The organism is Actinomyces culturomici (assembly GCF_900499005.1).
Classification (GTDB): Bacteria; Actinomycetota; Actinomycetes; order Actinomycetales; family Actinomycetaceae; genus Pauljensenia; species Pauljensenia culturomici.
This window is the reverse complement of the sequence record NZ_LS991316.1, coordinates 252,244-276,365: the sequence shown is the minus strand read 5'-3', so window position 1 is coordinate 276,365 and position 24,122 is coordinate 252,244. Positions and strand designations below refer to the sequence as shown.

18 protein-coding genes are annotated in these 24,122 nt (G+C 70.2%); 4 read left to right on the top strand and 14 right to left on the bottom strand.

Going from position 1 to position 24,122, the window contains the following annotated elements:
• Positions 1–59: 59 nt before the first annotated feature.
• Positions 60–1,049 (bottom strand): malate dehydrogenase, encoded by a 990-nt coding sequence (locus DY157_RS01195; RefSeq protein WP_115726860.1) that lies wholly within the window; start codon positions 1,047–1,049, stop codon positions 60–62.
• A gap of 239 nt (positions 1,050–1,288) precedes the next feature.
• Between DY157_RS01195 and DY157_RS01190 the strand changes: the two genes are divergently transcribed.
• A complete protein-coding gene (locus tag DY157_RS01190; protein WP_115726859.1) occupies positions 1,289–2,458 on the top strand; it encodes a PPK2 family polyphosphate kinase in 1,170 nt (389 codons plus the stop codon).
• A 124-nt stretch (positions 2,459–2,582) separates the two neighbouring features.
• Here the strand turns inward: DY157_RS01190 and pgi are convergent, their stop codons facing one another.
• Together pgi and DY157_RS01180 are read right to left on the bottom strand one after the other, a co-directional pair.
• Positions 2,583–4,259 (bottom strand): glucose-6-phosphate isomerase, encoded by a 1,677-nt coding sequence (gene pgi, locus DY157_RS01185; RefSeq protein ID WP_115726858.1) that lies wholly within the window; start codon positions 4,257–4,259, stop codon positions 2,583–2,585.
• A gap of 31 nt (positions 4,260–4,290) precedes the next feature.
• On the bottom strand, positions 4,291–6,573 hold the full coding sequence (locus DY157_RS01180; RefSeq protein ID WP_115726857.1) for a 6-phosphofructokinase: 2,283 nt from the start codon (positions 6,571–6,573) through the stop codon (positions 4,291–4,293).
• A 335-nt stretch (positions 6,574–6,908) separates the two neighbouring features.
• Between DY157_RS01180 and DY157_RS01175 the strand changes: the two genes are divergently transcribed.
• Positions 6,909–9,032 carry an NAD(+) synthase gene (locus tag DY157_RS01175; protein ID WP_115726856.1) on the top strand — a complete coding sequence of 708 codons (2,124 nt, stop codon included), beginning with the start codon at positions 6,909–6,911 and terminating at the stop codon, positions 9,030–9,032.
• Complete coding sequence (locus DY157_RS01170; protein ID WP_115726855.1) at positions 9,029–9,394, top strand: hypothetical protein; 366 nt, start codon at positions 9,029–9,031, stop codon at positions 9,392–9,394. Before DY157_RS01175 ends, DY157_RS01170 begins: the two co-directional genes overlap by 4 nt.
• A 100-nt stretch (positions 9,395–9,494) precedes the next feature.
• Here the strand turns inward: DY157_RS01170 and DY157_RS01165 are convergent, their stop codons facing one another.
• Positions 9,495–10,847, bottom strand: coding sequence for a DUF418 domain-containing protein (locus tag DY157_RS01165; protein WP_115726854.1), 1,353 nt, complete (start codon positions 10,845–10,847; stop codon positions 9,495–9,497).
• A 98-nt stretch (positions 10,848–10,945) separates the two neighbouring features.
• Entirely contained in the window at positions 10,946–11,425 is a 480-nt protein-coding gene (locus DY157_RS01160) for a DUF456 family protein (protein ID WP_160159387.1), read from the bottom strand.
• Between the two features lie 169 nt (positions 11,426–11,594).
• Here DY157_RS01160 and DY157_RS01155 point away from each other — a divergent pair, with 169 nt between their 5' ends.
• Positions 11,595–13,265, top strand: coding sequence for a fumarate hydratase (locus DY157_RS01155; RefSeq protein ID WP_115726852.1), 1,671 nt, complete (start codon positions 11,595–11,597; stop codon positions 13,263–13,265).
• Between the two features lie 687 nt (positions 13,266–13,952).
• Here DY157_RS01155 and DY157_RS01150 read toward each other — a convergent pair.
• From DY157_RS01150 to DY157_RS01110, 9 genes are all read right to left on the bottom strand, one after another.
• Entirely contained in the window at positions 13,953–15,635 is a 1,683-nt protein-coding gene (locus tag DY157_RS01150; RefSeq protein WP_115726851.1) for a phospho-sugar mutase, read from the bottom strand.
• Between the two features lie 2 nt (positions 15,636–15,637).
• Complete coding sequence (gene deoC, locus DY157_RS01145; RefSeq protein WP_115726849.1) at positions 15,638–16,291, bottom strand: deoxyribose-phosphate aldolase; 654 nt, start codon at positions 16,289–16,291, stop codon at positions 15,638–15,640.
• 19 nt (positions 16,292–16,310) lie between these two features.
• Positions 16,311–17,018, bottom strand: coding sequence for a purine-nucleoside phosphorylase (gene deoD, locus DY157_RS01140; protein WP_115726847.1), 708 nt, complete (start codon positions 17,016–17,018; stop codon positions 16,311–16,313).
• A gap of 158 nt (positions 17,019–17,176) precedes the next feature.
• Entirely contained in the window at positions 17,177–18,121 is a 945-nt protein-coding gene (locus tag DY157_RS01135; RefSeq protein ID WP_115726845.1) for a sugar-binding transcriptional regulator, read from the bottom strand.
• Between the two features lie 63 nt (positions 18,122–18,184).
• Positions 18,185–19,468 (bottom strand): thymidine phosphorylase, encoded by a 1,284-nt coding sequence (locus DY157_RS01130; RefSeq protein ID WP_115726843.1) that lies wholly within the window; start codon positions 19,466–19,468, stop codon positions 18,185–18,187.
• Positions 19,469–19,532: 64 nt separating this feature from the next.
• The gene (locus DY157_RS01125; protein WP_268876480.1) at positions 19,533–19,964 is read right to left on the bottom strand and encodes a cytidine deaminase; all 432 of its coding nucleotides are present in this window, start codon (positions 19,962–19,964) and stop codon (positions 19,533–19,535) included.
• A gap of 7 nt (positions 19,965–19,971) precedes the next feature.
• Complete coding sequence (locus DY157_RS01120) at positions 19,972–21,249, bottom strand: ABC transporter permease (protein ID WP_115726841.1); 1,278 nt, start codon at positions 21,247–21,249, stop codon at positions 19,972–19,974.
• Positions 21,246–22,478 (bottom strand): ABC transporter permease, encoded by a 1,233-nt coding sequence (locus DY157_RS01115; protein ID WP_115726839.1) that lies wholly within the window; start codon positions 22,476–22,478, stop codon positions 21,246–21,248. The genes DY157_RS01120 and DY157_RS01115 overlap by 4 nt, the downstream gene beginning before the upstream one ends.
• Complete coding sequence (locus DY157_RS01110) at positions 22,475–24,022, bottom strand: ABC transporter ATP-binding protein (protein WP_115726838.1); 1,548 nt, start codon at positions 24,020–24,022, stop codon at positions 22,475–22,477. Before DY157_RS01110 ends, DY157_RS01115 begins: the two co-directional genes overlap by 4 nt.
• Between the last annotated feature and the right edge of the window lie 100 nt (positions 24,023–24,122).

The following is a 24,122-nucleotide window of genomic DNA, read 5'->3' as shown; positions in this document are numbered from 1 at the left end:
AAGCGGCCGCGAACCCGTTAGGGTCCGCGGCCGCTTATTCGGCGCTGAGTCTCAGCGACTCACTTGATGAAGCCGAGCGCCTTGACGGCGTCGTACTCCTCCTGGAGCGCCTTGATGTTGTGATCGATGCCGGCGCGGGTCGCCTCGGAGATCTCGAGGCCCTCGACGACCTGCCACTCGCCGCCGTCGGAGGTGACGGGGAAGCCGAAGCAGAGGCCCGCGGGGACGTCGTAGTGGGTGCCGTCGGACATGATCGCGGAGGTCACCCACTCGCCCTCGGGGGTGCCGTGGATCCACGAGTACATGTGGTCGATGGCGGCGTTCGCGGCCGAGGCGGCCGAGGAGGCGCCGCGCGCCTCGATGATCGCGGCGCCGCGCTTGGCGACGACCGGGCGGTAGGTCTCCGAGAGCCACGCCTCGTCGACGAGCTCGGGGGCGGGCGTGCCGGCGACGGTCGCGTAGGAGACGTCCGGGTACTGGTCGGCGGAGTGGTTGCCCCACACGACGAGGTTCTTGATGTCGGCGACCTTCGCGCCCGTCTTGTGGGCGAGCTGGGCGACCGCACGGTTGTGGTCGAGGCGCATCATCGCGGTGAAGCGGGACGCAGGGACGTCCGGGGCCGCGTTCTGGGCGATGGTGGCGTTCGTGTTGGCCGGGTTGCCGACCACGAGGACGCGGACGTCGTCGGCGGCGCCGTCGTTGATCGCCTTGCCCTGGGGGCCGAAGATGCCGGCGTTCGCCTCGAGGAGGTCCGCGCGCTCCATGCCCTGGCGGCGCGGCATCGCGCCGACGAGGTAGGCGACGTTGGTGCCCTCGAAGGCCTTGGTCGCGTCGTCGAAGATCTCGACGCCTGCGAGGGTCGGGAAGGCGCAGTCGTCGAGCTCCATGGCGGTGCCCTCGGCGGCCTTGACGGCCTGGGGGATCTCGAGAAGGTGGAGCTTGACGGGGACATCGGGACCGAAGAGCTGGCCGGAGGCGATCCGGAACAGCAGGGCGTAGCCGATGTTGCCGGCCGCGCCGGTGACGGTGACGATGCGAGGTTCTGCCATGATGCGGCACTCCTTCTATTCGTGGACGACGCCGGATGTCGACGTCGACTAGTGGCGGCCGGGCCGCGCACTCATGGCACCAGACTAGGCGTCGCGACGGCGCGGGTGTAGGGTCTGCCGTCCCAAATGCTCATTGGTGCTGCGCGTGATCTGGGCCATGAATAGAGTTGAACCCGCGCGTCGGACGGGATTCCGCGCGTCCTCGGGCGCGTGCCCGAGCCGGGGATCGGAGGGACGACATGGGCGCCAAGAAGGATGCGAAGAAGGAAGCGAAGAAGGCGAAGGCCGAGGAGAAGGCCCGCAAGAAGGCGGTCGAGCGCTCGAAGGCGATCGCGAAGGACGCCCGTTCGAAGAAGAAGGACGAGGCGAAGCGGGCCGCGAAGGAGAGGAAGGCGGATCTCGCCTACCTCGACGGCCCCGCGAAGGAGTGGGAGACCGATCCGCGAGAGGCGCTCGCCGTCGGCCCCGACTTCTCCCTGACCGACTTCGTCCGCGATTCGACTCCCGGCTGGGACGGGGACGAGGACGAGGCCGTCAAGGCCCTCGAGAAGCGCACCCTCGACTTCTCCGAGCTTCAGGAGCGCCTGTACGCCGCCTCGAAGGAGGGCGCGAAGGACGCGGTCCTCCTCGTCCTCCAGGGGCTCGACACCGCGGGCAAGGGCGGGATCGTCCGCCACGTCGTCGGCCAGGTCGACCCGCAGGGCATCGTGCTGACGGCCTTCAAGGCGCCGACGGAGGAGGAGCGCGCGCACGACTTCCTCTGGCGCGTCGCACCGCGCCTCCCCAAGCCCGGCATGATCGGCGTCTTCGACCGCTCGCACTACGAGGATCTCCTCGTGCCGACCGCGCAGCGCCTGACGGGCCGCCCCTCCGAGTTCGCCGCGGAAGAGGACGAGCTCAACCGCCGCTACCACGACATCTACGAGATGGAGCTCGAGGCGATCCGCGCGGGCATCCGGATCGTCAAGGTCTGCCTCGTCGTCTCCTACGAGGAGCAGGGCGATCGCCTGCGCGAGCGCCTCGACCGCCCGGACAAGCACTGGAAGTTCTCGCTCGGCGACCTCGATACGCGCGACGACTGGGCGTCCTATCAGGAGGCCTACTCCGAGGTCGTCCGCCGCACCTCGACGCGGGTCGCGCCCTGGTACGTCGTGCCCGCGGACCACAAGTGGTACGCGCGTCTCGCGGTCCAGGAACTCGTCGTCCGCACGCTCGAGGACATCGATCCACAGTGGCCGGCCGCCGACTTCGACGTCGAGGCCGCCAAGGAGCGGCTCGCCCGTCAGACGGAGCCCGAGGCTCTCGCCGCCTTCCGCCACGAGAGGACCGCTCCCACGCCCGAGTCCCCGGCCGAGACGATCGCCGTCAACGCGCTCGGCCCGGTCGACGCGCCCGCGCGCGCGGACTGACGAGGACGGGGCGCGGCCCCGGAAGCGCGAAGGAGGGGCGAACCGATTCCGGTTCGCCCCTCCTCGTGCGTCGAGCGCCGAATCCGAGTCGCGGGGGCGGCCGGGAGGCCGCCCCCGCAATCGCTCAGGCGCGGTTGGCGCGGTAGTACTCGATGAGCGCGCGGGTCGAGGAGTCCTGCGCCTCGAGGGCGGCCTCGTCCCCCGTGATCGCCGGGAGGATCTGCTTGGCGAGGACCTTGCCGAGCTCGACGCCCCACTGGTCGAAGGAGTCGATGCCCCAGACGGCGCCCTGGACGAAGGTGATGTGCTCGTAGAGGGCGATGAGCTCGCCGAGGACGCGCGGGGTGAGCGAGGCGGCCATGATCGACGTCGTCGGACGGTTGCCGGTGAAGACGCGGGCCGGGATGATCGCCTCGGGGGTCCCCTCGGCGCGGACCTCGTCGGAGGTCTTGCCGAAGGCGAGAGCCTTCGTCTGGGCGAGGAAGTTCGAGAGGAACAGCTCGTGCATGTCGGCCTCGCCGTCCTTCAGCGGCCACGCCGGGTTGGCGAAGGCGATGAAGTCGGCGGGGACCATGCGGGTGCCCTGGTGGATGAGCTGGTAGAAGGCGTGCTGGCCGTTCGTTCCGGGCTCGCCCCAGAAGACCTCGCCGGTCTCGTAGGTGACCGGCGCCCCGTCGCGGCGCACCGACTTGCCGTTCGACTCCATCGTCAGCTGCTGGAGGTAGGCGGGGAAGCGGTGGAGGTACTGGGAGTACGGGAGGACCGCGTGCGTGTCGGCGCCGAGGAAGTTCGAGTACCAGACGTTGAGGAGGCCCATGAGGAGCGGGACGTTCTCGGCGGGGGCCGCGGTGGCGAAGTGCTCGTCCATGGCGTGGAAGCCGGAGAGGAACTCCTCGAAGCCGTCCGGGCCGATCGCGATCGCGAGCGAGGTGCCGACCGCGGAGTCGACGGAGTAGCGGCCGCCGACCCAGGACCAGAAGCCGAAGGCGTTGTCCGGGTCGATGCCGAACTCGGCGACCTTGTCGAGGGCGGTGGAGACCGCGACGAAGTGCTTGGCGATCGCCTCCTTCTCCCCCGCCTCGTCGGTCGCGAGGCCGCGCTCGCGCAGCGCCGTGAGGAACCAGTCGCGCACGACCTTCGCGTTCGTGATCGTCTCGAGGGTCGTGAAGGTCTTCGACGCGACGATGACGAGGGTCGTCTCCGGGTCGAGGTCCTTCGTCGTCTCACCGGCGTCGGTCGGATCGATGTTCGAGATGAAGCGGCACTCGAGTCCCGCCCGGACGAAGGGCTTGAGCGCCTCGTACGCCATGACGGGGCCGAGGTCGGAGCCGCCGATGCCGACGTTGACGACCGTCTCGACGGGCTTGCCGGTGATGCCGGTCCACTCGCCCGAGCGGACGCGGTCGGCGAAGTCGTAGACCTTCGCGAGGACCTCGTGGACGTCGGCGATCGCGTCCTGGCCGTCGACGACGAGCTCGTCCTCGGCCGGGCGGCGCAGCGCCGTGTGGAGGACGGCGCGGTCCTCGGTGACGTTGATGTGCTCGCCGGCGTACATGCGGTCGCGCAGCTCGAGGACGCCGGTCTGCTCGGCGAGGGCGAGGAGGTCGGCGAGGACGCCCGCGTCGACGAGGTTCTTCGAGAGGTCGACGCGCAGGTCGGCGGCTTCACGGGTCCAGGTCGCGGCGCGGTTCGGGTCGGCGGCGAACCAGGCCCGCAGGTCCGGGTCGAAGGCGTCGGCGCGGGCGTCGAGCGCCTCCCAGGCGGGGGTCATCGTCGGGTCGACGGCCGGGATGTCGGTCATGGGTTCTCCTGTGTTGTCGTTCGCTTCGATCTCAGGCTTCGGGGTCGGCGATGGTGATCGCCAGGGCGGGGGTGTCGGCGTCCTTCATCGACACGATCCGCTGGATGGGGGTGAGTTCGCGCCACCACTGGTGGAAGGGGCGCCGGTTGACGATGTCGAGGTCGTCGAACATGTTCTTCACGAGGCGGGCCTCGATCCGGTTCCCGACCTGGCCGATGTAGACGCCCTCGGCCTCGCCGCGGGTGAACTGGTTCTGGACGTGCTCGAGCGCCCGGTTCGCGAGTCGCGTCGCGAGGAGGCGGTCGAAGGGGCTCGGCGCGCCGCCCTGCTGGAGGTGTCCGAGGGCGGAGTTGCGGACGTCGTAGGCGCCGTCGGATTCGGCCTCGTAGACGGAGGCGAGGAATTCGCGGTCGTAGAAGCGGGAGACGGCTTCGTTGACGAGGACGAGGAAGAGGCGGCGCCCGTCCTTGAAGCTCTCGACCATGCGCTGCGAGTCCTTCGAGATCGTCTCGAGGTCGACGGCGTCCTCGTTGAGGTACGCGTACTCGGCGCCGGAGGCGAGGGAGGACATGAGGGTGAGGTAGCCGCAGCGACGGCCCATGAGCTCGGCGACGAAGCAGCGCTTGGTCGCGGCCGCGGACTCCTTGATGCGGTCGAGGGCCCACGTCGCGTTGTTGATCGCCGTGTCGGCGCCGATCGAGAGCTCGGAGCCGGGGAGGTTGTTGTCGATCGAGGCCGGGACGAGGACGATCGGGATCCGGAACGCCGGGTAGCGGTCTCGCTCGTCCATCATCGCCTTGACGGCGAGGTAGGCGTTGAGTCCGCCGATGACGAGGAGGGCGTCGAACTCGTTGCGCTCGATCGCGCGACCGAGCGCGTAGTACTGCTCGACCTCGGGGACCTCGCGGCGGGTGCCGAGCTCGGCGCCTCCCTTGAAGGCCCAGCCCTCGACGTCGGACCAGGTGAGCTCCTCGACGTCGTTGTCGGCGAGGCCCTTCCACGAGCCGCGCACGCCGAGCATCGTCCAGCCGCGGGCGATGCCGAGGCGGACGGCGGCGCGGGCCGCGGTGTTCATGCCGGGCGCGAGGCCGCCGGCGTGGAGGATGCCGATGCGCCGAGGCGTCCCGGTGGGCTCGGGGGTGAGCTGCGGGGGCGTCGAGAGGATCTCGTTGATCGTCACCATCGTCGCGAAGGAGACGCCGCGCGAGGCCTGGGCGCCCTCGAAGTCGCCGGCCTTAATGAGGTCCTTGACGGCGCGCGTGTCCTTCACGGCCTTCATGAGGGGGACGCGGGTGACGCGGTTGTGGCGGACGCCGAGGATGTGGGGGACGTCGTCGGGGCCGGCGGCGAGGATCTCCTGGACGGCCGCGTAGCCGAGGAGCGTCGACATCCAGCGGTCGTAGGCCGAGGGCGATCCGCCGCGCTGGACGTGCCCGAGGATCGTGACGCGCGCGTCCTCGCCGGTCCGCTCGGTGATCGTGTCGGCGATGTGCTGGGTGGTGAGGAGGTTGCCCTCGCGGTCGGTCGCGCCCTCGGCGACGAGGACGATCGACTCGCGGCGACCGGCCTCCCGACCGAGGCGCAGGTGCTCGGCGAGATCGTCCTCCCAGCCCGGTCCGGCGGGGTCCTCGGGGGTGAAGACGTAGTCGGCGCCGCCGGCGACCGCGGCCATGAGGGGGAGGTAGCCGCAGTGGCGGCCCATGACCTCGACGACGAAGGTCCGCTGGTGGGAGGCGGCGGTGCTCGTCAGCTGGTCGATCGCGTCGACGATGCGGTGGAGGGCGGTGTCGGCTCCGATCGTCATGTCGGTGCCGACCATGTCGTTGTCGATGGAGCCCACGAGGCCGACGACCATGAGGGCGGGGTGCTTCGCGGCCTCCTCCGGGGCCAGGGCGCCCTCGTCGACGAGTTCGGCCACGTGCTGGGCCCACTCGGAGCGGAATTCGTCGGTGCCGGAGAGGGAGCCGTCTCCGCCGATGACGACGAGGCGGTCGATGCCGTGCTCGAGGAGGTGGAGGGCGGCCGCGTGGCGGCCCTCGTAGTCGCGGAACTCCGGGCAGCGCGCCGTGCCGATGACGGTGCCGCCCTCGGCGAGGATGCTCGAGACGTCGGACCAGCCCATCTCCTTGATGGCGTCGCCGCCCGAGACCGCGCCGGCCCAGCCCTCGAGGACCGCGTAGGGCCTCGCGCCGACCGCGAGCGCGGTGCGGACGACGGCGCGGACCGCGGCGTTCATGCCCTGGGCGTCACCGCCCGAAGTGAGGACGCCGATGCGGAAGTCCGAGTCCGCGACAAGCTGCGGGTGAGAGTTCATTCCTTCGCTCCGTTCTCGTCGGCTGGCCGGACGATGCCGACCCCTCCCATTCTAGGCCGGTCCGGCCAGCCGACGAGAACGGAGCGAAGGAATGAACTCTCACCCGCAGCTTGTCGCNAGCATTCGCCGAGGCCGAACGCCAACTCAACACCCGACCCCGCAAACGCCACGGCTGGAAAACACCCGCCGAACTCATGCAAAAATTACTCGACGACAACGCCGTTGCACTCACCGCCTGAAACCGCCATGCTCTCGTCGCACGAAGGTGATGCTCTCGGCGCGCGCACGCGCCCGATTAGGAGACAATGATCCGGAACCCCACGAGGAGGACTTCCGTGAACTTCCATTCGCTCTACGACCAGGGATTCGCCCGGGTCGCGGCCGCCACCGTCCCCGTCCACCCCGCAGAACCCCTGCGCAACGCCGCGGAGGTCGTCTCCGTCGCGAAGGAGGCCTCCGACAGAGGCGTCGTCGCCCTCGTCCTCCCCGAGCTCGCGCTGTCGGGCTACGCGATCGACGACCTCCTCCTCCAGGACGTCCTCCTCGACGAGGTCGACGAGGCGATCCGCGTGATCGCCGAGGCCTCGGTCGACCTCCTCCCGATCATCGTCGTCGGCGCGCCGATCCGCGCCGAAGGGGCCCTCTACAACTGCGCGGTGACCATCCACCGGGGCCGGATCCTCGGCGTCACGCCGAAGCTCCATCTCCCGAACTACCGGGAGTTCTACGAGAAGCGCCATTTCGTCACGCCCGGCGTTCAGACGCCGTACGCCATCGACGCGTCGAAGTGGTCGGCCGCGGGCGACGACCTCGTCCGCTTCGGCTCGATCCTCGTCGAAGCGGAGGACCTCCCCGGCTTCGTCCTCGCGCCCGAGGTCTGCGAGGACATGTGGGTCCCGATCACCCCGTCCTCCTACGCGGCGCTCGCCGGGGCGACCGTCCTCGTCAATCTCTCGGCGTCCCCGATCACGGTGGGGCGCGCGGAGGACCGCCGTCTCCTCGTCCGCTCGGCCTCCGCCCGACTCAACGCGGCCTACCTCTACTGCGCGGCGGGCGAGGGCGAGTCGAGCACCGACCTCGCGTGGGACGGCCAGACGATGATCTACGAGTGCGGGGACCTTCTCGCCGAGGGCGAGCGCTTCGCGCGCGGCGGGCGGACCCTGTCGATCGCCGACGTCGACCTCGACCGCCTCGTCACCGAGCGCACGCGCCAGAACTCCTTCAAGGACAACGCCGACTACGCGGGAGAGAACTCCCCCGCCGACGCCTTCGACCGCGAAATCGTCCGCCTCGATCCGCCGCGGACGGACCTCGGGCTCGAGCGCCCGGTCGACCGCTTCCCCTTCGTCCCCGACGACCCGGCGCGCCTCGCCCAGGACTGCTACGAGGCGTACAACATCCAGGTCTCGGGCCTCGTCCAGCGCCTGCGCGCCATCGGGAACCCGAAGGTCGTCATCGGCGTGTCCGGCGGCCTCGACTCGACGCACGCGCTCATCGTCGCGGCCCGCGCGATGGACCTCCTCGGGCGCCCGCGCACGGACATCCTCGCCTACACGATGCCGGGGTTCGCGACCTCGGAGGGGACGAAGTCGAACGCGCTCGCCCTCTGCGAGTCCCTCGAGATCCCCTGCGAGACGATCGACATCACGCCGGCCGCCCGCCAGCTCCTCTCCGACCTCCACCACCCCTGCTCGGAGGGCGCCGACGACTACGACGTCACCTTCGAGAACGTCCAAGCGGGACTGCGCACCGATTACCTCTTCCGCATCGCGAACCACCGCGGCGGCATCGTCCTGGGGACGGGCGATCTGTCGGAGCTCGCGCTCGGCTGGTGCACCTACGGCGTCGGCGATCAGATGAGCCACTACGCGGTGAACACGGGCGTCCCGAAGACGATGATCCAGCACCTCATCCGCTGGGTCGTCACGTCGGGCCAGTTCTCCGACGAGGCGGGCCGGGTTCTCCTCTCGATTCTCGACACGGAGATCTCCCCCGAGCTCGTTCCGTCGAAGCCCGGCGAGAAGATCCAGTCGACGCAGGACACGATCGGCCCGTACAACCTGCAGGACTTCACGCTCTACCACGTGCTGCGTCGCGGTTCGCGCCCCTCGAAGATCGCGTTCCTCGCCGAGAAGGCCTGGTCGGACGCGGATACGGGCCAGTGGCCCTCGGGCTTCCCGGCCGAGGACCGCGTCGCCTACTCGCTCGACGAGATCGTGAAGTGGGAGACGCTGTTCCTCAAGCGCTACTTCTCCCAGCAGTTCAAGCGCTCGGCCCTTCCGAACGGTCCGAAGGTGATGGCGGGCGGCGCGATCTCGCCGCGCGGCGATTGGAGGATGCCGTCGGACGTCACGGGCGCGCGCTGGATCGCCGAGCTCGAGCGAGCGGTCGCCGGCGTCCCGGGCTCGGGCGTGGACGCGCCCTCCGACGGCGCTGAGGCGAAGGCGGAGGCGAAGTGAACCCGCTCGGGATCTTCGGCCTGCTCGGCTTCGGGCTCCTCGCTGTGCTCTACGCGCTCGTCGCGGCTCGCGGCCGCGCGGGCACGTTGAAGAAGGGCGCGGCGATCGGCCTGCACAACCGGGAGCTCGAGGCCTCCGAGGAGGCCTGGCGGACCGGCCACGAGGCCGCCTGGCCGATCCTCGCGATGGCGGCCGCGGTCGCGGCGTTCCATGCGGTGGGCTGCGCGATCGCGGGGCTCCTCATGGGAGCCGACGGCGTGGCCTTCACCCGGATCCTCTGCCTCTCGGGGGTCGTCGTCGCGATCGCGCTGTGGTTCGTCGCCTCGGCGGCCGCGGTGTCGGCCGTCAATCGCATGAAGTGACGAGGCCGGGGCTGGGCGCCCTCGTCCGAATGCGCTGAGGCGCGCGGCCGCTTCGTTCCCGATCGACGAGGCCGGGGCCGGGCGCCGATCGGACGGACGCTCAGGCCCTCGGGCCCATCGGGTCCTCCGGCGCCGCGGCCCGCTCAGTCGCACCCGCCGGAACCGTGTCCGGCGGATACGCGGGCGGCGCGGGGATCGGCGGGATCGGCCGGTCGATCTCGGAAAGGGCGACCGCCCTGCGCAGGAGCCGTTCGAAGGGGCCGCGCGCGTATCCGGCCCGCTCGAGCAGGCCGCACATGGCGGCGAGCGCCGCCCAGACGCCGACGGCGATGAGGAATCCAGCGAACTGGCCGACGCCGCGAACCCCGAGGAGCCCGGCGATCCCGAACACCGCGACGAAGAGGATCGTCTGCCCGATGTAGGCGGTCATCGAGCGCTTCCCGATCGCCGACAGGAGCCCGCGGACCGCGCCGAGGCGCTCGGCCGGCGGACCCGCGAGGAGGGCGAGGAGCGCGAGCCAGCCGATCGCCCCGGGGATCCCGGAGAGCTCGTGGAGGGCGTGCGCCCACGACGGCGCGGACGCGGCGAATCCCGCGGCCTCGAGGGCCTGCGGGGCTCCCCCGGCGGCCGCGAGCGCGAGTCCGCCGAGCCCGATCGCGACGAGGAGCGGGCGGTGAAGGTCCGGGCGGGCGAGGAGGTCTGTGCGGGCGAGCGCCGCGCCGATGACGACGCAAGGGACGACGGCCGCGAGCACCGCGATGAGCAGCGTCGAGGTCGCCCACAGGAGCCCCGAGAGGATCGGGTAGTACCAGTCGAGGAGGGCGGCGATCGAACCGTCCCCCATGGAGCCCGCCGAGCCGCCCGCGGCCGACGCCCCCGGGCTCGCGAGGAGGGCGAGAGTCATGACGAGGACCTGGGCGACGCCGAGCGCGGTGAGCGTCTTCCACGCGCGCCGGGCGAGCAGACCGGCGAAGAGCACCGCGACGAGCCCGTAGGCGCCGATGATGTCGCCGGCGAAGACGAGCCCGTGGACGAGGCCGAAGAGGAGCATCCACCAGCCCCTGCGCCGGACGAGGCGCCTCGAACGGTCGCGGGCCTCGCGGGCGAACCCCTCGATCCAGCCGGTCCGCACGTCCTCCGGCATGCCGGGGAGCCGCGCGTCGAGCTCGGCGGTCCTCGCGTCGATGTGGCGCTCCTCCCCGCGGTCGAGCATCGTCATGAGACCGAATCCGAAGAGGATCGAGAAGAGCGGGTAGGCGCGGTGGTCGACGAGGAGCGAGCGGACGAGCACCCACCCCCGGTCGAGGGAGCCGCCGGCGGGGGCGTCGGGGAAGAAGGCGAGCCAGAAGGGGACGTTCGCGACCGCGATGAGGAGGAGCATGAGGCCCCGGGCGACGTCCGGCGCGGGGTAGCGGATGCCGCGCGCGCCGGTGAAGGACGTGGAGACGGACATGCCCCGAGGCTATGCGAGCGAGCGCCCGCGCGCATCGGGGAATCCCCTGGTCCCGGGCCTGTTCAGCGCTCGCGGAGGGACGCGACGCGATCCGCGGCTCAGACGAGGAGGAGCCCGAGGATCCAGAGACTCGCGACGACGAGCGCCGCGACGACCTCGATGAGGATCGAGAGCCCGAGGGACTTCAGCACGTCGAGGATCGCGGACCATGCGTCGGCGTGAGCGCCGAGGCGGTGGCGCTCGAGGAGGTAGACGGCCCCCAGGGCTCCGAGCGGGAGGCCGAGGACGGGGACGACGAACCAGCCGACGACGCCGACCGCGAGCGCGAGGAGGAGCGTCGAGTTCGGAGTCCCCGACTTCACGAGCCGCTTGCCCGGGATCGCGTACTTCAGCGCGGTGGACGCGGCGAGGACGAGGAGCCCGGTGACGACGATCGCGTCGTCCGCGGAGGGCGCTTCGGGCGCTTCGCGCGACTCCTCGCCGAAATGCGCAACACCGGCGATCGCTAATCCGCCGTCGCGGACCGTTCCCTCGATTCCACGGGGCTCTGGGAGCACCCGCCCCGATGCCCGGACCACAGGCCTCCGCTCGTCGACGATCCGCATGGTGGAGCCGAAAACCGGCCGCCCGGGAGCCGAGGGGTGCGCCCCGAGTGAACAGGAGGGACCCCCGTCCCGCGAAGCGGCGACCCCGCGCCCTACCGTGGGTCCGAACGACGAACGACACGAGGCGCGAAGGAGCCGAAACGTGACCGAGTTCTTCTACGAGGACATGCTGCCGCTGGGCGAGGACACCACGGAGTACCGACTGCTCACCACCGAGGGGGTGTCGACCGTCGAGGGGCCCGACGGGAAGTCCTTCCTCAAGGTTTCCCCCGAGGCTCTCGAGCTCCTCGCGAAGACCGCCTACCACGACATCTCCTTCTACCTGAGGACCGCCCACCTCGAGCAGGTCGCGAAGATCCTCGCCGACCCCGAGGCCTCCGCGAACGACAAGTTCGTCGCCCTCGACCTCCTGAAGAACGCGAACGTCGCCTCGGCCGGCGTCCTCCCCATGTGCCAGGACACGGGCACCGCGATCATCAAGGGCGAGCGCGGCCAGCGCGTCCTCACCGAGGGCCCGGACGAGCGCCCCCTCGCGAAGGGCGTCTTCGACGCTTACACGGAGCTCAATCTCCGCTACTCGCAGAACGCCCCGATCTCCATGTACGAGGAGAAGAACACCGGCTGCAACCTCCCCGCGCAGATCGAGCTCTACGCCGACACCCGCCCGGGCGAGGAGACCTCCTACCACTTCCTCTTCATGGCGAAGGGCGGCGGCTCGGCGAACAAGTCGTACCTCTACCAGATGACGAAGGCGATCCTCGATCCCGAGCACATGATGCAGTTCCTCGAGGAGAAGATCCGCTCGCTCGGCACGGCCGCCTGCCCGCCCTACCACCTCGCGATCGTCATCGGCGGCACCTCCGCCGAGTTCGCGCTCAAGACCGCGAAGTACGCGTCCGCCCACTACCTCGACGCGATGCCGACGCAGGGCTCCGAGCTCGCGCACGGCTTCCGCGACGTCGAGATGGAGGAGCAGGTCCTCGAGCTCACCCGTCAGATGGGGATCGGCGCCCAGTTCGGCGGCAAGTACTTCTGCCACGACGTCCGCGTCGTTCGACTCCCCCGACACGGCGCCTCGCTGCCCGTCGCGATCGCCGTGTCCTGCTCCGCCGACCGCCAGGTGAAGGCGAAGATCACGCCCGAGGGCGTCTTCCTCGAGAAGCTCGACACCGATCCTGGCCGCTTCCTCCCGGCGACCGACCCGGCCGAGCTCGGCGAGGACACCGGCGCCGTCCGCATCGACCTCGACCGCCCGATGAAGGAGATCCTCGCCGAGCTCACGAAGTACCCGGTGAAGACCCGTCTCTCGCTCAACGGCACGATGATCGTCGCCCGCGACATCGCCCACGCGAAGATCCGCGAGCGCATCGAGAACGGCGAGCCGATGCCGCAGTACATGCTCGACCACCCTGTCTACTACGCGGGCCCGGCGAAGACCCCGGAGGGCATGCCCTCCGGTTCCTTCGGCCCGACGACCGCGGGGCGTATGGACTCCTACGTCGACCAGTTCCAGGCCCTCGGCGGCTCGATGATCATGGTGGCGAAGGGCAATCGCTCGAAGCAGGTGACGGACGCGTGCGAGAAGCACGGCGGCTTCTACCTCGGCTCGATCGGCGGCCCGGCGGCCGAGCTCGCGGCGAACTGCATCAAGAAGGTCGAGCTCCTCGAGTACCCGGAGCTCGGCATGGAGGCCGTGTGGAAGATCGAGATCGAGGACTTCCCGGCGTTCATCGTCGTCGACGACAAGGGCAATGACTTCTTCGCGGGCACGCAGGAGGTCACGCTGATGATCGGCAAGCGCCCGGGCCTGTGATCCGGTGTGGCCTCGCGCCGTCGGTCGGCCCCGCGCGGCTGATCGACGAGGGCGGGCCCGCTGCGCGGGTGGCAGGACGAACGAAGGGGCGGCGGCACGGGGATTCCCCCGGGCCGCCGCCCCCGTTTCGTCGCATCGGCGGGTCCCGTTCGCTCGCGGGGTCGAGGCCGTCGCCCGCCGCGTCCGCAACCCCGAGGGGGCGGGTCCCGTTCGCTCTTGGGGTCGAGTCCGCTTCGCCAGCGGAGTCGGGTCCGCTTCGCGCGCGGGGGCGGGTCAGGTTCGCCAGCGGAGTCGGGTCCGTTGAGGACGTCGCGCCTCCCCGCGCTCGTCTTCCCCCTCCAACACGCGTTTGGCGGGTTTCACAGCGTTTGGCGGGTCTTGTGGCGTTTGGCGGCGGAATCTTGGCAGTTTCTCGCCGCCAAACATCCGGAAAGCCGCCAGACATCCGGAAAGCCGCCAAACGTGCGGAAAGCCGCCGTACGTGCGGAAAGCCGCCAATCACTCCCGGGGATGCGGAAGGGCCCCGCGCCGGAGCGCGAGCACGAACAAGCACAACGGCGACGACATGCCCGGGGATGCGGAAAGGCCCGCGCCGGAGTGCGAGCTCCCCTGCGCGGGCCGTATCCATTGTCGCGTCACCGGGGCGCAGCGGCGTGAGCACGTGCCGATGCGCCCCGGATCCGCGCGTCAGATGCCGATCGCGGCGCCGAATTCCGCCTTGATCGTCTCGAGGCGCGCCTTCGCCTCGTCCCAGGGGGCGGGCTCGCCCTCGGCGACGGGGAGGATGACCTCGAGGTAGCACTTGAGCTTCGGCTCAGTGCCGGAGGGGCGCGCGATGACGCGGTCGCCCGCCTCGGTCATCACCATGAGGGCGTCGGTGCCGGGCAGTCCGTCCCAGCCCTTCGAGAGGTCGACGATCGAGGAGACCGGGGACCCCGCAAGGGTCGCGGGCGGGTTGTCGCGGAGGCGCTCCATGCCCTCGGCGATGAGCGCAAGGTTCTCGACGCGGAAGGTGAGCGGCGCCGTGAGGTGGCAGCCGTACGCGTGCGCGAGGCGCTCGAGCTCGTCCTGACCGGTGAGGCCACGGGCCTTGAGACCGGCGAACAGCGAGGAGGCGACGACCGAGGTCGAGATGCCGTCCTTGTCGCGGGCATGGTCGGGATCCGGGCAGAAGCCGATCGCCTCCTCGTAGCCGAAGAAGATGCCCGGGGTGCGGGCGATCCACTTGAAGCCGGTGAGGGTGTGGCGGTACTCGAGGCCGTGCGCGTGCGCGATCTTCTCGAGGAGTCGGCTAGAGACGATCGAGTTCGCGAGGACGGCGCCCTTCGGCGCGCGCTGGGTCGCGTACTCGCCGAGGATCGAGCCGGTCTCATCGCCCGAGAGCTGGCGCCAGCCGGATTCGGCGGACGCGTCCGGGATGGCGATCGCGCAACGGTCGGCGTCGGGGTCGACGGCGATGATGAGGTCCGCGCCCTGCTTCCGGGCGTGCGCCATCGCGAGATCAAGGGCGCCCTTCTCCTCCGGGTTGGGGAAGGAAACTGTCGGGAAGTCGGGATCGGGCTCGGCCTGCTCGGCGACGAGCTCGACCTGCCCGAAGCCTGCGGCCTCGAGGACGCGCTTGGTGAGCGCGGCGCCGACGCCGTGCATCGCGGTGAGCGTGATCTTGAGGTCGGCGCGGGCCTCGGGGGTCTCGGAGGCGAGGGCGGCGGCCGCGGCGACGTAGTCGTCGCGGGGGTCGACCTGCTCGATGTTCGCCTCGTCCTGGAGAACCTCGTCGGCCTTGGGGGCCGCGGCGATCGCGGCGGCGATGCCGGCGTCGTACGGCGGGACGATCTGGGCGCCCTGGCCGGCGTCGGTGACGACACTCCCGCCGAGGTAGACCTTGTAGCCGTTGTCCTTCGCGGGGTTGTGCGAGGCGGTCACCATGATGCCCGCGTCCGCGTCGAGTGCGCGGACCGCGAAGGAGGTGAGCGGCGTCGGGTTCGAGACGGGGAGGGCGAGGGCGCGGCAGCCGGCCGCCGAGACGACCCGGGCGGCGGCGCGCGCGAAGTCGACGGAGCCGTGGCGGGCGTCACAGCCGATGACGACGCGGGGCTCCCGGTCGGTCTGCGTCTTGAGGTAGGCGGCGAGGCCCGCGGTCGCGCGGATGACGACGGCGAGGTTCATCCGGGATTCGCCCGGGCCGATCTCGCCGCGCAGACCCGCTGTGCCGAACTCGAGCGGACCGGCCATCGCGGCGCGGATCTCGGCCGCGGCGGTCTCATCGCCGGCCTCGGCGGCCTTCACGGCGTCGAGGAGGCGCGCGGAAGTCGCGGGGTCCGGATCGTGGAGGGCCCAGTCGCGGGCGGAGTCGAGAAGAGAGGCGTCCATGCTCACTCCTCGATTCCGTCGAGGATGGCGAGGGTCGCCGACACGCCGAGGCGCGAAGCCCCGGCCTCGATCATCGCGAGCGCGGTCGCGGCGTCGCGGATGCCGCCCGAGGCCTTGACGCCGAGGCGGTCGCCGACGGTGGCGCGCATGAGGGAGACGGCGTGGACGGACGCGCCGCCGGCCGGGTGGAAGCCGGTCGAGGTCTTGACGAAGTCGGCGCCGGCGGCCTCGGAGGCCTTGCACGCCATGACGATCTCGTCGTCGGTGAGGGCGGCGGACTCGATGATGACCTTGAGGACCTTCGGGGCGGGGATCTGCTCGCGGACGGCGCGGATCTCGGCCTCGAGGTCGTCGGCGCGGCCCTCCTTCGCGAGGGCGATGTTGATGACCATGTCGACCTCGTCGGCGCCGTCGGCGACGGCGCGCGCGGCCTCGGCGGCCTTGACCTCGGCCTTGACGGCGCCCGACGGGAAGCCGGCGACGCAGGCGACCTTGAGGCCGGCGGGGACCTCGAGCGGAAGCATCGAGGGCGAGACGCACACCGAGTAGGTGCCGAGCTCCACGCCCTCGGCAACGATCCTCGCGACGTCGGCCGCGGTGGCCTCCGGCTTGAGGAGGGTGTGGTCGATCATCTGAGCGACTTCGAACTTCTTCATGAGAGTGTTCTCCTTCGGATCAGATCTGGGCGAGGGGGAGCGCGAGCTCCATCATCTGGGTGAATGCCGTCTGGCGTTCGGCGGCCGTCGTCGCCTCGCCCGTGACGAGCGAGTCGGAGACGGTGAACATGCCGAGGGCCTCGACGCCGGCGTGGGCGGCGGTCGCGTAGAGTCCGGCGGACTCCATCTCGACCGCGAGGATCCCCATCGCCTGCCAGCGGGCGTTGAAGGTCTCGTCGGCGTTGTAGAAGGTGTCGGACGAGAGGATGTTGCCGACGTGGGTGACGACGCCGTTCTCCTTCGCGCGCTCGCGCACGGCCTCGATGAGGCGGTAGGAGCCGATCGGCGCGTAGGTGCCGGGCAGGTCGTACTGGTCCATGAACGCCGAGTTCGAGCAGGCGGCCTGGGCGATGACGACGTCGTAGAGGTTGACGCCGGGCTGCATGGCGCCGCACGAGCCGATGCGGATGAGCTTCTTGCAGCCGAAGACGTGGATGAGCTCCCAGGCGTACAGGGAGATCGAGGGGATGCCCATGCCCGAGCCCATGACGGACACCTGGGTGCCCTGATAGTAGCCGGTGAAGCCGAGCATGTTGCGGACCGAGTTGAACTGCTGGGCGTCCTCGAGGTAGGTCTCGGCGATGAACTTCGCGCGGAGTGGGTCGCCGGGGAGCAGGATCGTCTCGGCGATCGGGGCCTGCGGGTCGATGTGCGGCGTGGCTTTCATGTCTCCTCCAGTCCTGTCGGGCATCGGGTGCTCGAATTCGCGGGGCGTCCTCGCCCCGATGCCGTCCAGAGTATTCAGTGTCTCACCTAGTGTCAATTGCGTTTTTGACAATTGTTCCACCTGTGGGTGCGGCCCCGCCGCTCCCCGTTCCCCCGGTATCAGTCCCCGTCCTCGTTGAGCAGTGCGAGGGCGAGGGCCTGATCGACGACGATGTGCGTCGCCAGACGCATCCGCATCGCCGTCGACAGCGCTTCGGCCTTCTTCGGACCGCCCGCGATGAGCACGCGAGTCGGCCGCTTCGCAAGATCCGCGAGGGCGATCCCCGCGGTCCTCGCATCGATGTCGGGCGCCGCGACCTCGCCCGACGCCGTGAAGAACCTCGAGCACGCGTCCCCGACCGCCCGGTCGAGCAGCGTCCGGATCTCCTCCTCGCGCAGATGCCCGAGGTTGAGGAGCAGCGACTCGCGCGCCACCGACCCCACCGTGAAGATCACGAGGTCGGTATTGCGGCCCGCCTCGAGGATCCCCGCGATATGCGGGTCGTCCTCGACGATCCGGAGCGTCCGGACGTCCTCGAAGATCACCGGCAGCGGCAGGTAGCGGGCCGTCGCGTTGAAGGCCTCGCAGAACGCGCGCATGATCTCGAAGTCGTTCGTCGCGTGCTCCGAATGCGAGGTGCCGCCCTTGAGCTGGACGATCTCGACATCTCGGCGGACCGTCCGATGGAGGTTCGCCGCGAGGGCGCTCATCGTCCGGCCCCACGAGACGCCGACGCTCATGCCGTCCTCGACGAGTCCCTCGACGAGGGTCGCGCCGACCCGGCCGAGCTCGTCGAGCAGTTCGCGCTCATTCGAGGCGACCGAGTGGACGACACGCGCCTCGGCGAGGTCGAAGCGATCGCGCAGCCGCACGCCGAGCTCCGACGAGGTCTCCCTCGGATCATGGATCTCGACCGTGACGAATCCGGCGTCCTTGCCCCTCTGCAAGAGCTTCGCGACCGTCGGGCGCGAGATCCCCATCTTAAGCGCGACCTCGGCCTGGCTGAGACCGTGCTCGAAGTAGAGGCGCACCGCGTCGATCGCCTGCTCGTCCTTCTTGTCCACTTCGTCCTCCCCTGTGGACCGGGTCGGCCCCGAAGGGCCGACCCGTGCTGGATGGTGCGGCGTTCAGCCGATCTCGTCGAGCAGGACGGAGCGGCGCTCCGGCGCGCCCTGCCCGATGACGATCCCGCCCTCGAGGGACTCGAGTGCGCGCGGGATGCGCCACTCGTCGTCCGTGTGGAGGGTGAGGAGCGGCTGCCCCTTCTTCACGGCGTCGCCCGGCTTCGCGTGGATCTCGATGCCGGCCCCCGCCTGCACCGGATCCTCCTTCACCGCGCGCCCCGCGCCGAGACGCCAGGACGCGACGCCCACGGCGAGCGCGTCGAGCGTCTCGAGGACGCCGTCGGCCTCGGCCACGACCGTCTCGGTGAGCGCCGAGGTCGGAAGGGTCGCATCCGGGTCGCCGCCCTGGGCGGAGATCATTTCGCGCCAGCGGTCCATCGCGCGACCGTCCTTGAGGGCGGCCTCGACGTCGACGTCGGTCTTGCCGGACATCTCGAGCATCTTGCGCGCGAGCGCGACGGTGAGCTCGACGACGTCGGCGGGGCCGCCGCCGGCGAGGACCTCGACGGACTCGTCGACCTCGAGCGCGTTGCCGACCTTGAGGCCGAGCGGCGTCGACATGTCGGTGAGGTAGGCGAAGGTCTTCACGCCGGCGTCGGTGCCGAGGTCGACCATCGTCCGTGCGAGCTCGCGCGCCTGGTCGATGTCCTTCATGAAGGCGCCCGAGCCGACCTTGACGTCGAGGACGAGCGAGCCCGTGCCCTCGGCGATCTTCTTCGACATGATCGAGGACGCGATGAGCGGGATGCAGTCGACCGTCGAAGTGATGTCGCGCAGCGCGTAGAGCTTCTTGTCCGCCGGCGCGAGGCCCGAGCCGGCCGCGCAGATCACCGCGCCGCAGCCCTCGCCGAGCTGCGAGTAGATCTCCTCGTTCGACAGGGCGGCCCGCCAGCCGGGGATCGACTCGAGCTTGTCGAGCGTGCCGCCGGTGTGCCCGAGGCCGCGGCCCGACAGCTGCGGGACGGCGACGTCGAAGCAGGCGACGAGCGGGGCGAGGGGCAGGGTGATCTTGTCGCCCACGCCGCCCGTCGAGTGCTTGTCGGCGGTCGGGCGGGAGATCCGCCCGAAGTCCATGCGCTCGCCCGACGCGATCATCGCGGCGGTCCACTGCGCGATCTCTTCGCGGCTCATCCCGCGCAGGAAGACGGCCATCGCGAGGGCGGCCATCTGCTCGTCCTTGACGGCTCCGCGCGTGTAGGCGTCGATTGTCCAGTCGATCTCCGCCTTCGAGAGGACTCCCCCGTCGCGCTTGGTCCGAATGACGTCGACGACGTCGAACTTCTCCATTCCACTACTCCTTCGTACGGCGGCGCGGACCGGTTCCCCGGCCCGCGCCGCGCCATCGTTCGTATCAGTCGTGCCGAGAGGCCGCGCTCGCGACCTCGTCGAGGTCGGCCGGGCCGAACGCCCCCGGCAGTACCTCGCTCATCGGCATGGGTCCGGTCGGCATGAGGACGACGCAGTCGTTCCCGCCGTGCTCGAAGATCAGCTGACGGCATCGTCCGCAGGGGACGATCGATTCGCCGTTGCCGTTGACGCAAGCCACCGCGGCGAGGCGTCCGCCGCCGGTCGCGACGAGCTCGGAGACCATCGAGCACTCGGCGCACAAGCCGCACCCGTAGGAGGCGTTCTCGACGTTCGAGCCCGACACCCACCGGCCGTCGGTCGTCAGACCGGCCGCGCCCACCGGGTAGCCGCTGTACGGGCAGTACGCCCGCTTCATCGCCTCGACCGCGAGGGAGGTCAGGCGCTCCCAGGTCGCGGCGTCGATCGTGTCGTTCACATCCGCCTCACTTCACGTAGGGGATGTTCTCGGCGGCCGGCGGACGGGACTTCCCGACGAAGCCGGCAACCGCGATGATCGTCACGATGTAGGGGATCATCGACACGAGGTCGGAGGGGATCCCGGGCGCGACGTTCGGGAGCATGCGGGCGACCGCCTGCGCGAAGCCGAACATCACGGCGGCGGCGGTGGCGCCGAGCGGGTGCCACTTGCCGAGGATCATCGCCGCGAGGGCGATGTAGCCGTTGCCCGCGGAGATGTTATCCGTGAAGGCGAGGCCCGATCCGATCGTGAAGAACGCGCCGCCGAGGCCGGCGAAGCTCGAGGCGAGGATCGTGTTGCGCGTGCGGGTCCGGTTGACGTTGATGCCGACCGTGTCCGCGGCCTTCGGGTGCTCGCCGCAAGCGCGCAGGCGCAGGCCCCAGCGCGAGCGGAAGAGGAACACGGTGAGGAACGCGACCGCCGCGTACATGAGGTACACGAGGATGGACTGGTTGAAGAGCATCGGGCCGATGACCGGGATCTCGGCGAGGCCGGGGATCTTCACCGCCTGGAGCGAGAACCGGTTCGTATTGAGCGTCTCGGGCGAGACCTTCATCAGCGTTCCGTAGAAGAACGTCGTGAGGCCGAGCGCGAGGACGTTGAGGACGACGCCGACGATGATCTGATCGACCCCGTACTTCACGGAGAAGAGGGCGAGCAGGCATCCGAGGAGCGCGCCGGCGAGCGGCGCCGCAACGAGCCCGGCGAAGGGCGTGTGGAAGAAGGAGGCCGCCATGACGCCGGCGAAGGCGCCGACGAGGAGGTCGCCCTCGATCGCGATGTTGACGACGCCGACGCGCTCGGACACGACGCCCGAGAGGGAGCCGAAGATCAGCGGGGTCGAGATCGCGACCGTGCCGACGAGGACCGAGGTGAGCGTGAGGACGCCGGACGAGCCGGTGCCCGCGAAGATGAGGAAGCCGAGGATCGTGCCGAGGCCGGCGACGATCATCGCGACGATCCCGACCCAGCGCGGCGAGGTGCGGCGCGTCGCGGTCGTGTAGAGCGCCCACGCGGCGACGATCGCGACGAGGACGAGAAGCACCCAGAGGATGCCCGCGCCACCGACGACGACGTCGGGGATCTTGTAGGCCTGCGACTTGTCGGTGAGGCGGATCTTCACGTCGCCCTTGGCGGTGGACGCGAAGCAGGCGAGGAGGAGGGTCGCCAGCGTGTAGACGACCGGCATCTTCCAGGAGCGCTTGACGACGACGTCGTCCATCTGCTGCTGCGGGGCGCTCATCGGGCTTCTCCTTCCTTGATCGTGGCGGCCTCGTCGACGGCGGCGGCGCCGTTCGACTCGGTGGCGGGGGCGGCGGTCGCGGTCGCGAGCGCCGGCTCGCCGAGTCCGGCGAGCTCCTCGCGCAGGGACTTCGTCGATTCCTTGGGGAGGCGGAAGAGCCAGCGGACGAGCGCGGGCGCCGCGATGAGGAGGACGATGACCGACTGGAGGATGAGGATCATGTCGATCGGCACGCCCTTCGGCTGCATGACGTAGCCGCCGGCCTTGAAGGCGCCGAAGAGGAGCCCGGCGAAGAAGGTGCCGAGCGGCTTGTTGCGTCCGAGGAGGGCGACGGTGATGGCGTCGAAGCCGATCGAGCCGGCGATGCCGTGGGAGACGTAGCCGATCGTGCCGAGCGCCTCGTTCGCGCCGGCGAGGCCGAGGAACGCGCCCGAGATCATCATCGTGACGGTCGTGATCTTGCCGACCGAGATGCCGGCGGTGCGCGCAGCGTCGGGGTTGGCGCCGACGGCCTTGATTTCGAAGCCGAGCGTCGAGCGGTCGAGAAGCCACCAGAAGACGACGACCGCGAGGATCGCGACGAAGAGTCCGGCGTGGAGCTTGAACGGCGCGGGCAGCAGCTTGATGAAGGCGGCCGAGTCGGCCACCTGCGGCGTCTGCGGCTGGTTGGAGCCGGGGACCTGCCAGGCCTTCTGCGAGAGCGTGAACCCGAGGGCGAGAGCCGCGATCGAGTTGAGCATGATCGTGAGAATGACCTCGTTCGCGCCCGTGCGCGCCTTCAGGGCGCCGGCGATGCCCGCGTAGAGGGCGCCCGCGGCCATGGCCGCGGCGACGGCGATGAGCGAGTGGAGGACGGGCGGGAAGTCCATCTTGAAGCCGACCCACACGGCGGCGAGGGCTCCGAAGATCACCTGGCCCTGTCCGCCGATGTTGAACAGGCCGGCGCGGAATCCGAAGGCGAGGCCGAGGCCGCCGATGATCAGCGGGATGGCGTAGAAGAAGGAGTTGGTGAGCGGCTTGATCTGCCTCTCGAAGCTCGCGGCCTGCGGATCGAAGATCGCGCCGCGGAACATCGCGTAGTAGGCCTCGGTGACCGAAGCGCCCGCCATGACGATGAGGATCGCGCCGATCGCGAAGGCGATGACGACGGCGAGGACCGAGACGAACCACTTCGATCCGAGGGCACGGCGGAGGAGGATCCCCGCCTTGGACGGCTGCTTCTGCGTCATCGTTCCTCCTCGGACTCGGAAGCGGACTGGGGGGCCATGGCCTCGTCGAGCGGGACGCCCGCCATCATGAGGCCGAGGACCTCACGGGGGGTGTCGGCCGGGACGACGCCCATGATGCGGCCGCGGTACATGACCGCGATCCGGTCGGCGAGGGCGACGACCTCGTCGAGTTCGGACGAGATGAGGAGGACCGGGGTCCCCTTGTCGCGCACCGCGACGATCTGCTTGTGGATGAACTCGATCGAGCCGACGTCGACGCCGCGGGTCGGCTGGTTGACGACGAGGAGGTTGAGGTCCTTCGACATCTCGCGGGCGACGACGACCTTCTGCTGGTTGCCGCCCGAGAGGGAGGAGATCGGGTCCTCGATGTAGGTGAGGCGGATGTCGTACTCGTCCTTCTTCGCGTGCGCGTTCTTCGCGATCGTGCCGAGCCGGAGCATCGGGCCGGACGAGAACGGGGCGCGGTCGTACTGATCGAGGACGAGGTTCTCCGCGATGGAGAAGGAGGCGATGATGCCGTCCTTCGAGCGGTCCTCGGGGACGAAGCCGATGCCGGCCTCGAGGGACTTGCGCGGATTCGCGTGGGTGATGTCCGTGCCCTCGAGCGAGATCGTTCCGGAATCGGGTGTGGTGAGGCCGAGGATCGACTCGGCGAGCTCCGTCTGGCCGTTGCCCTGAACGCCGGCGATCGCGACGATCTCACCGCGCTCAACGTCGAGGGTGATGTGGTCGAGGATCGGGGCGCCCGAGGGCGCGAGCAGCGACACGTGGTCGAAGGAGAGACCGCCGCCCGCGGGCCTCGCGGCTTCCTTCTCGACCTTCATCATAACGGCGCGGCCGACCATCTTGTTGGCGAGCTCGCCCTCGGTGTCGGAGGGCTGGGCGGTGCCGACGACGGCGCCGCGGCGGATGACCGTGATGTCGTCGGAGACGGCGCGGACCTCGCGGAGCTTGTGGGTGATGAAGACGATCGAGGTGCCCGAGTCGGCGAGCTGGCGCATGATCGCCATGAGCTCGTCGGTCTCCTGCGGCGTGAGGACCGCGGTCGGCTCGTCGAGGATGAGGACCTTCGCCTCGCGGGAGAGGGCCTTGACGATCTCGACGCGCTGCTGGGCGCCGACGGGGAGGTCCTCGATCTTCGCGTCGGGGTCGAGGTCGAAGCCGAAGCGGGCCGAGACCTCGCGAACGAGCTCGCGCGCCTTGGCGACGTCGATGAGGCCGGCGCGGCCGACGGGCTCGTAGCCGAGCGCGATGGACTCGGCGACGGTGAAGACGGGGATGAGCATGAAGTGCTGGTGCACCATGCCGATGCCGGCGGCGACCGCGTCGCCGGGCCCCTTGAAGACGACGGGCTTCCCATCGATGAGGATCTCGCCCTCGTCGGGCTGGTGCAGCCCGTAGAGGACGTTCATCAGCGTCGACTTACCGGCGCCGTTCTCGCCGAGGAGGGCGTGGATGCGTCCCTCCTCGATGGTGAGGTCGATGTGGTCGTTCGCGACGAGGGGGCCGAATCGCTTCGTGATCCCTCTGAGTTCCAGTTTCACCGGAAGCCGTCCTTCTGCTCTTCTTCGAGTCTCGGTTATCGGGCTTTGGAGACGCCGAGGGCGCGGCGGATGAACGCTCCGCCGCGCCCTCGGTCCGTCA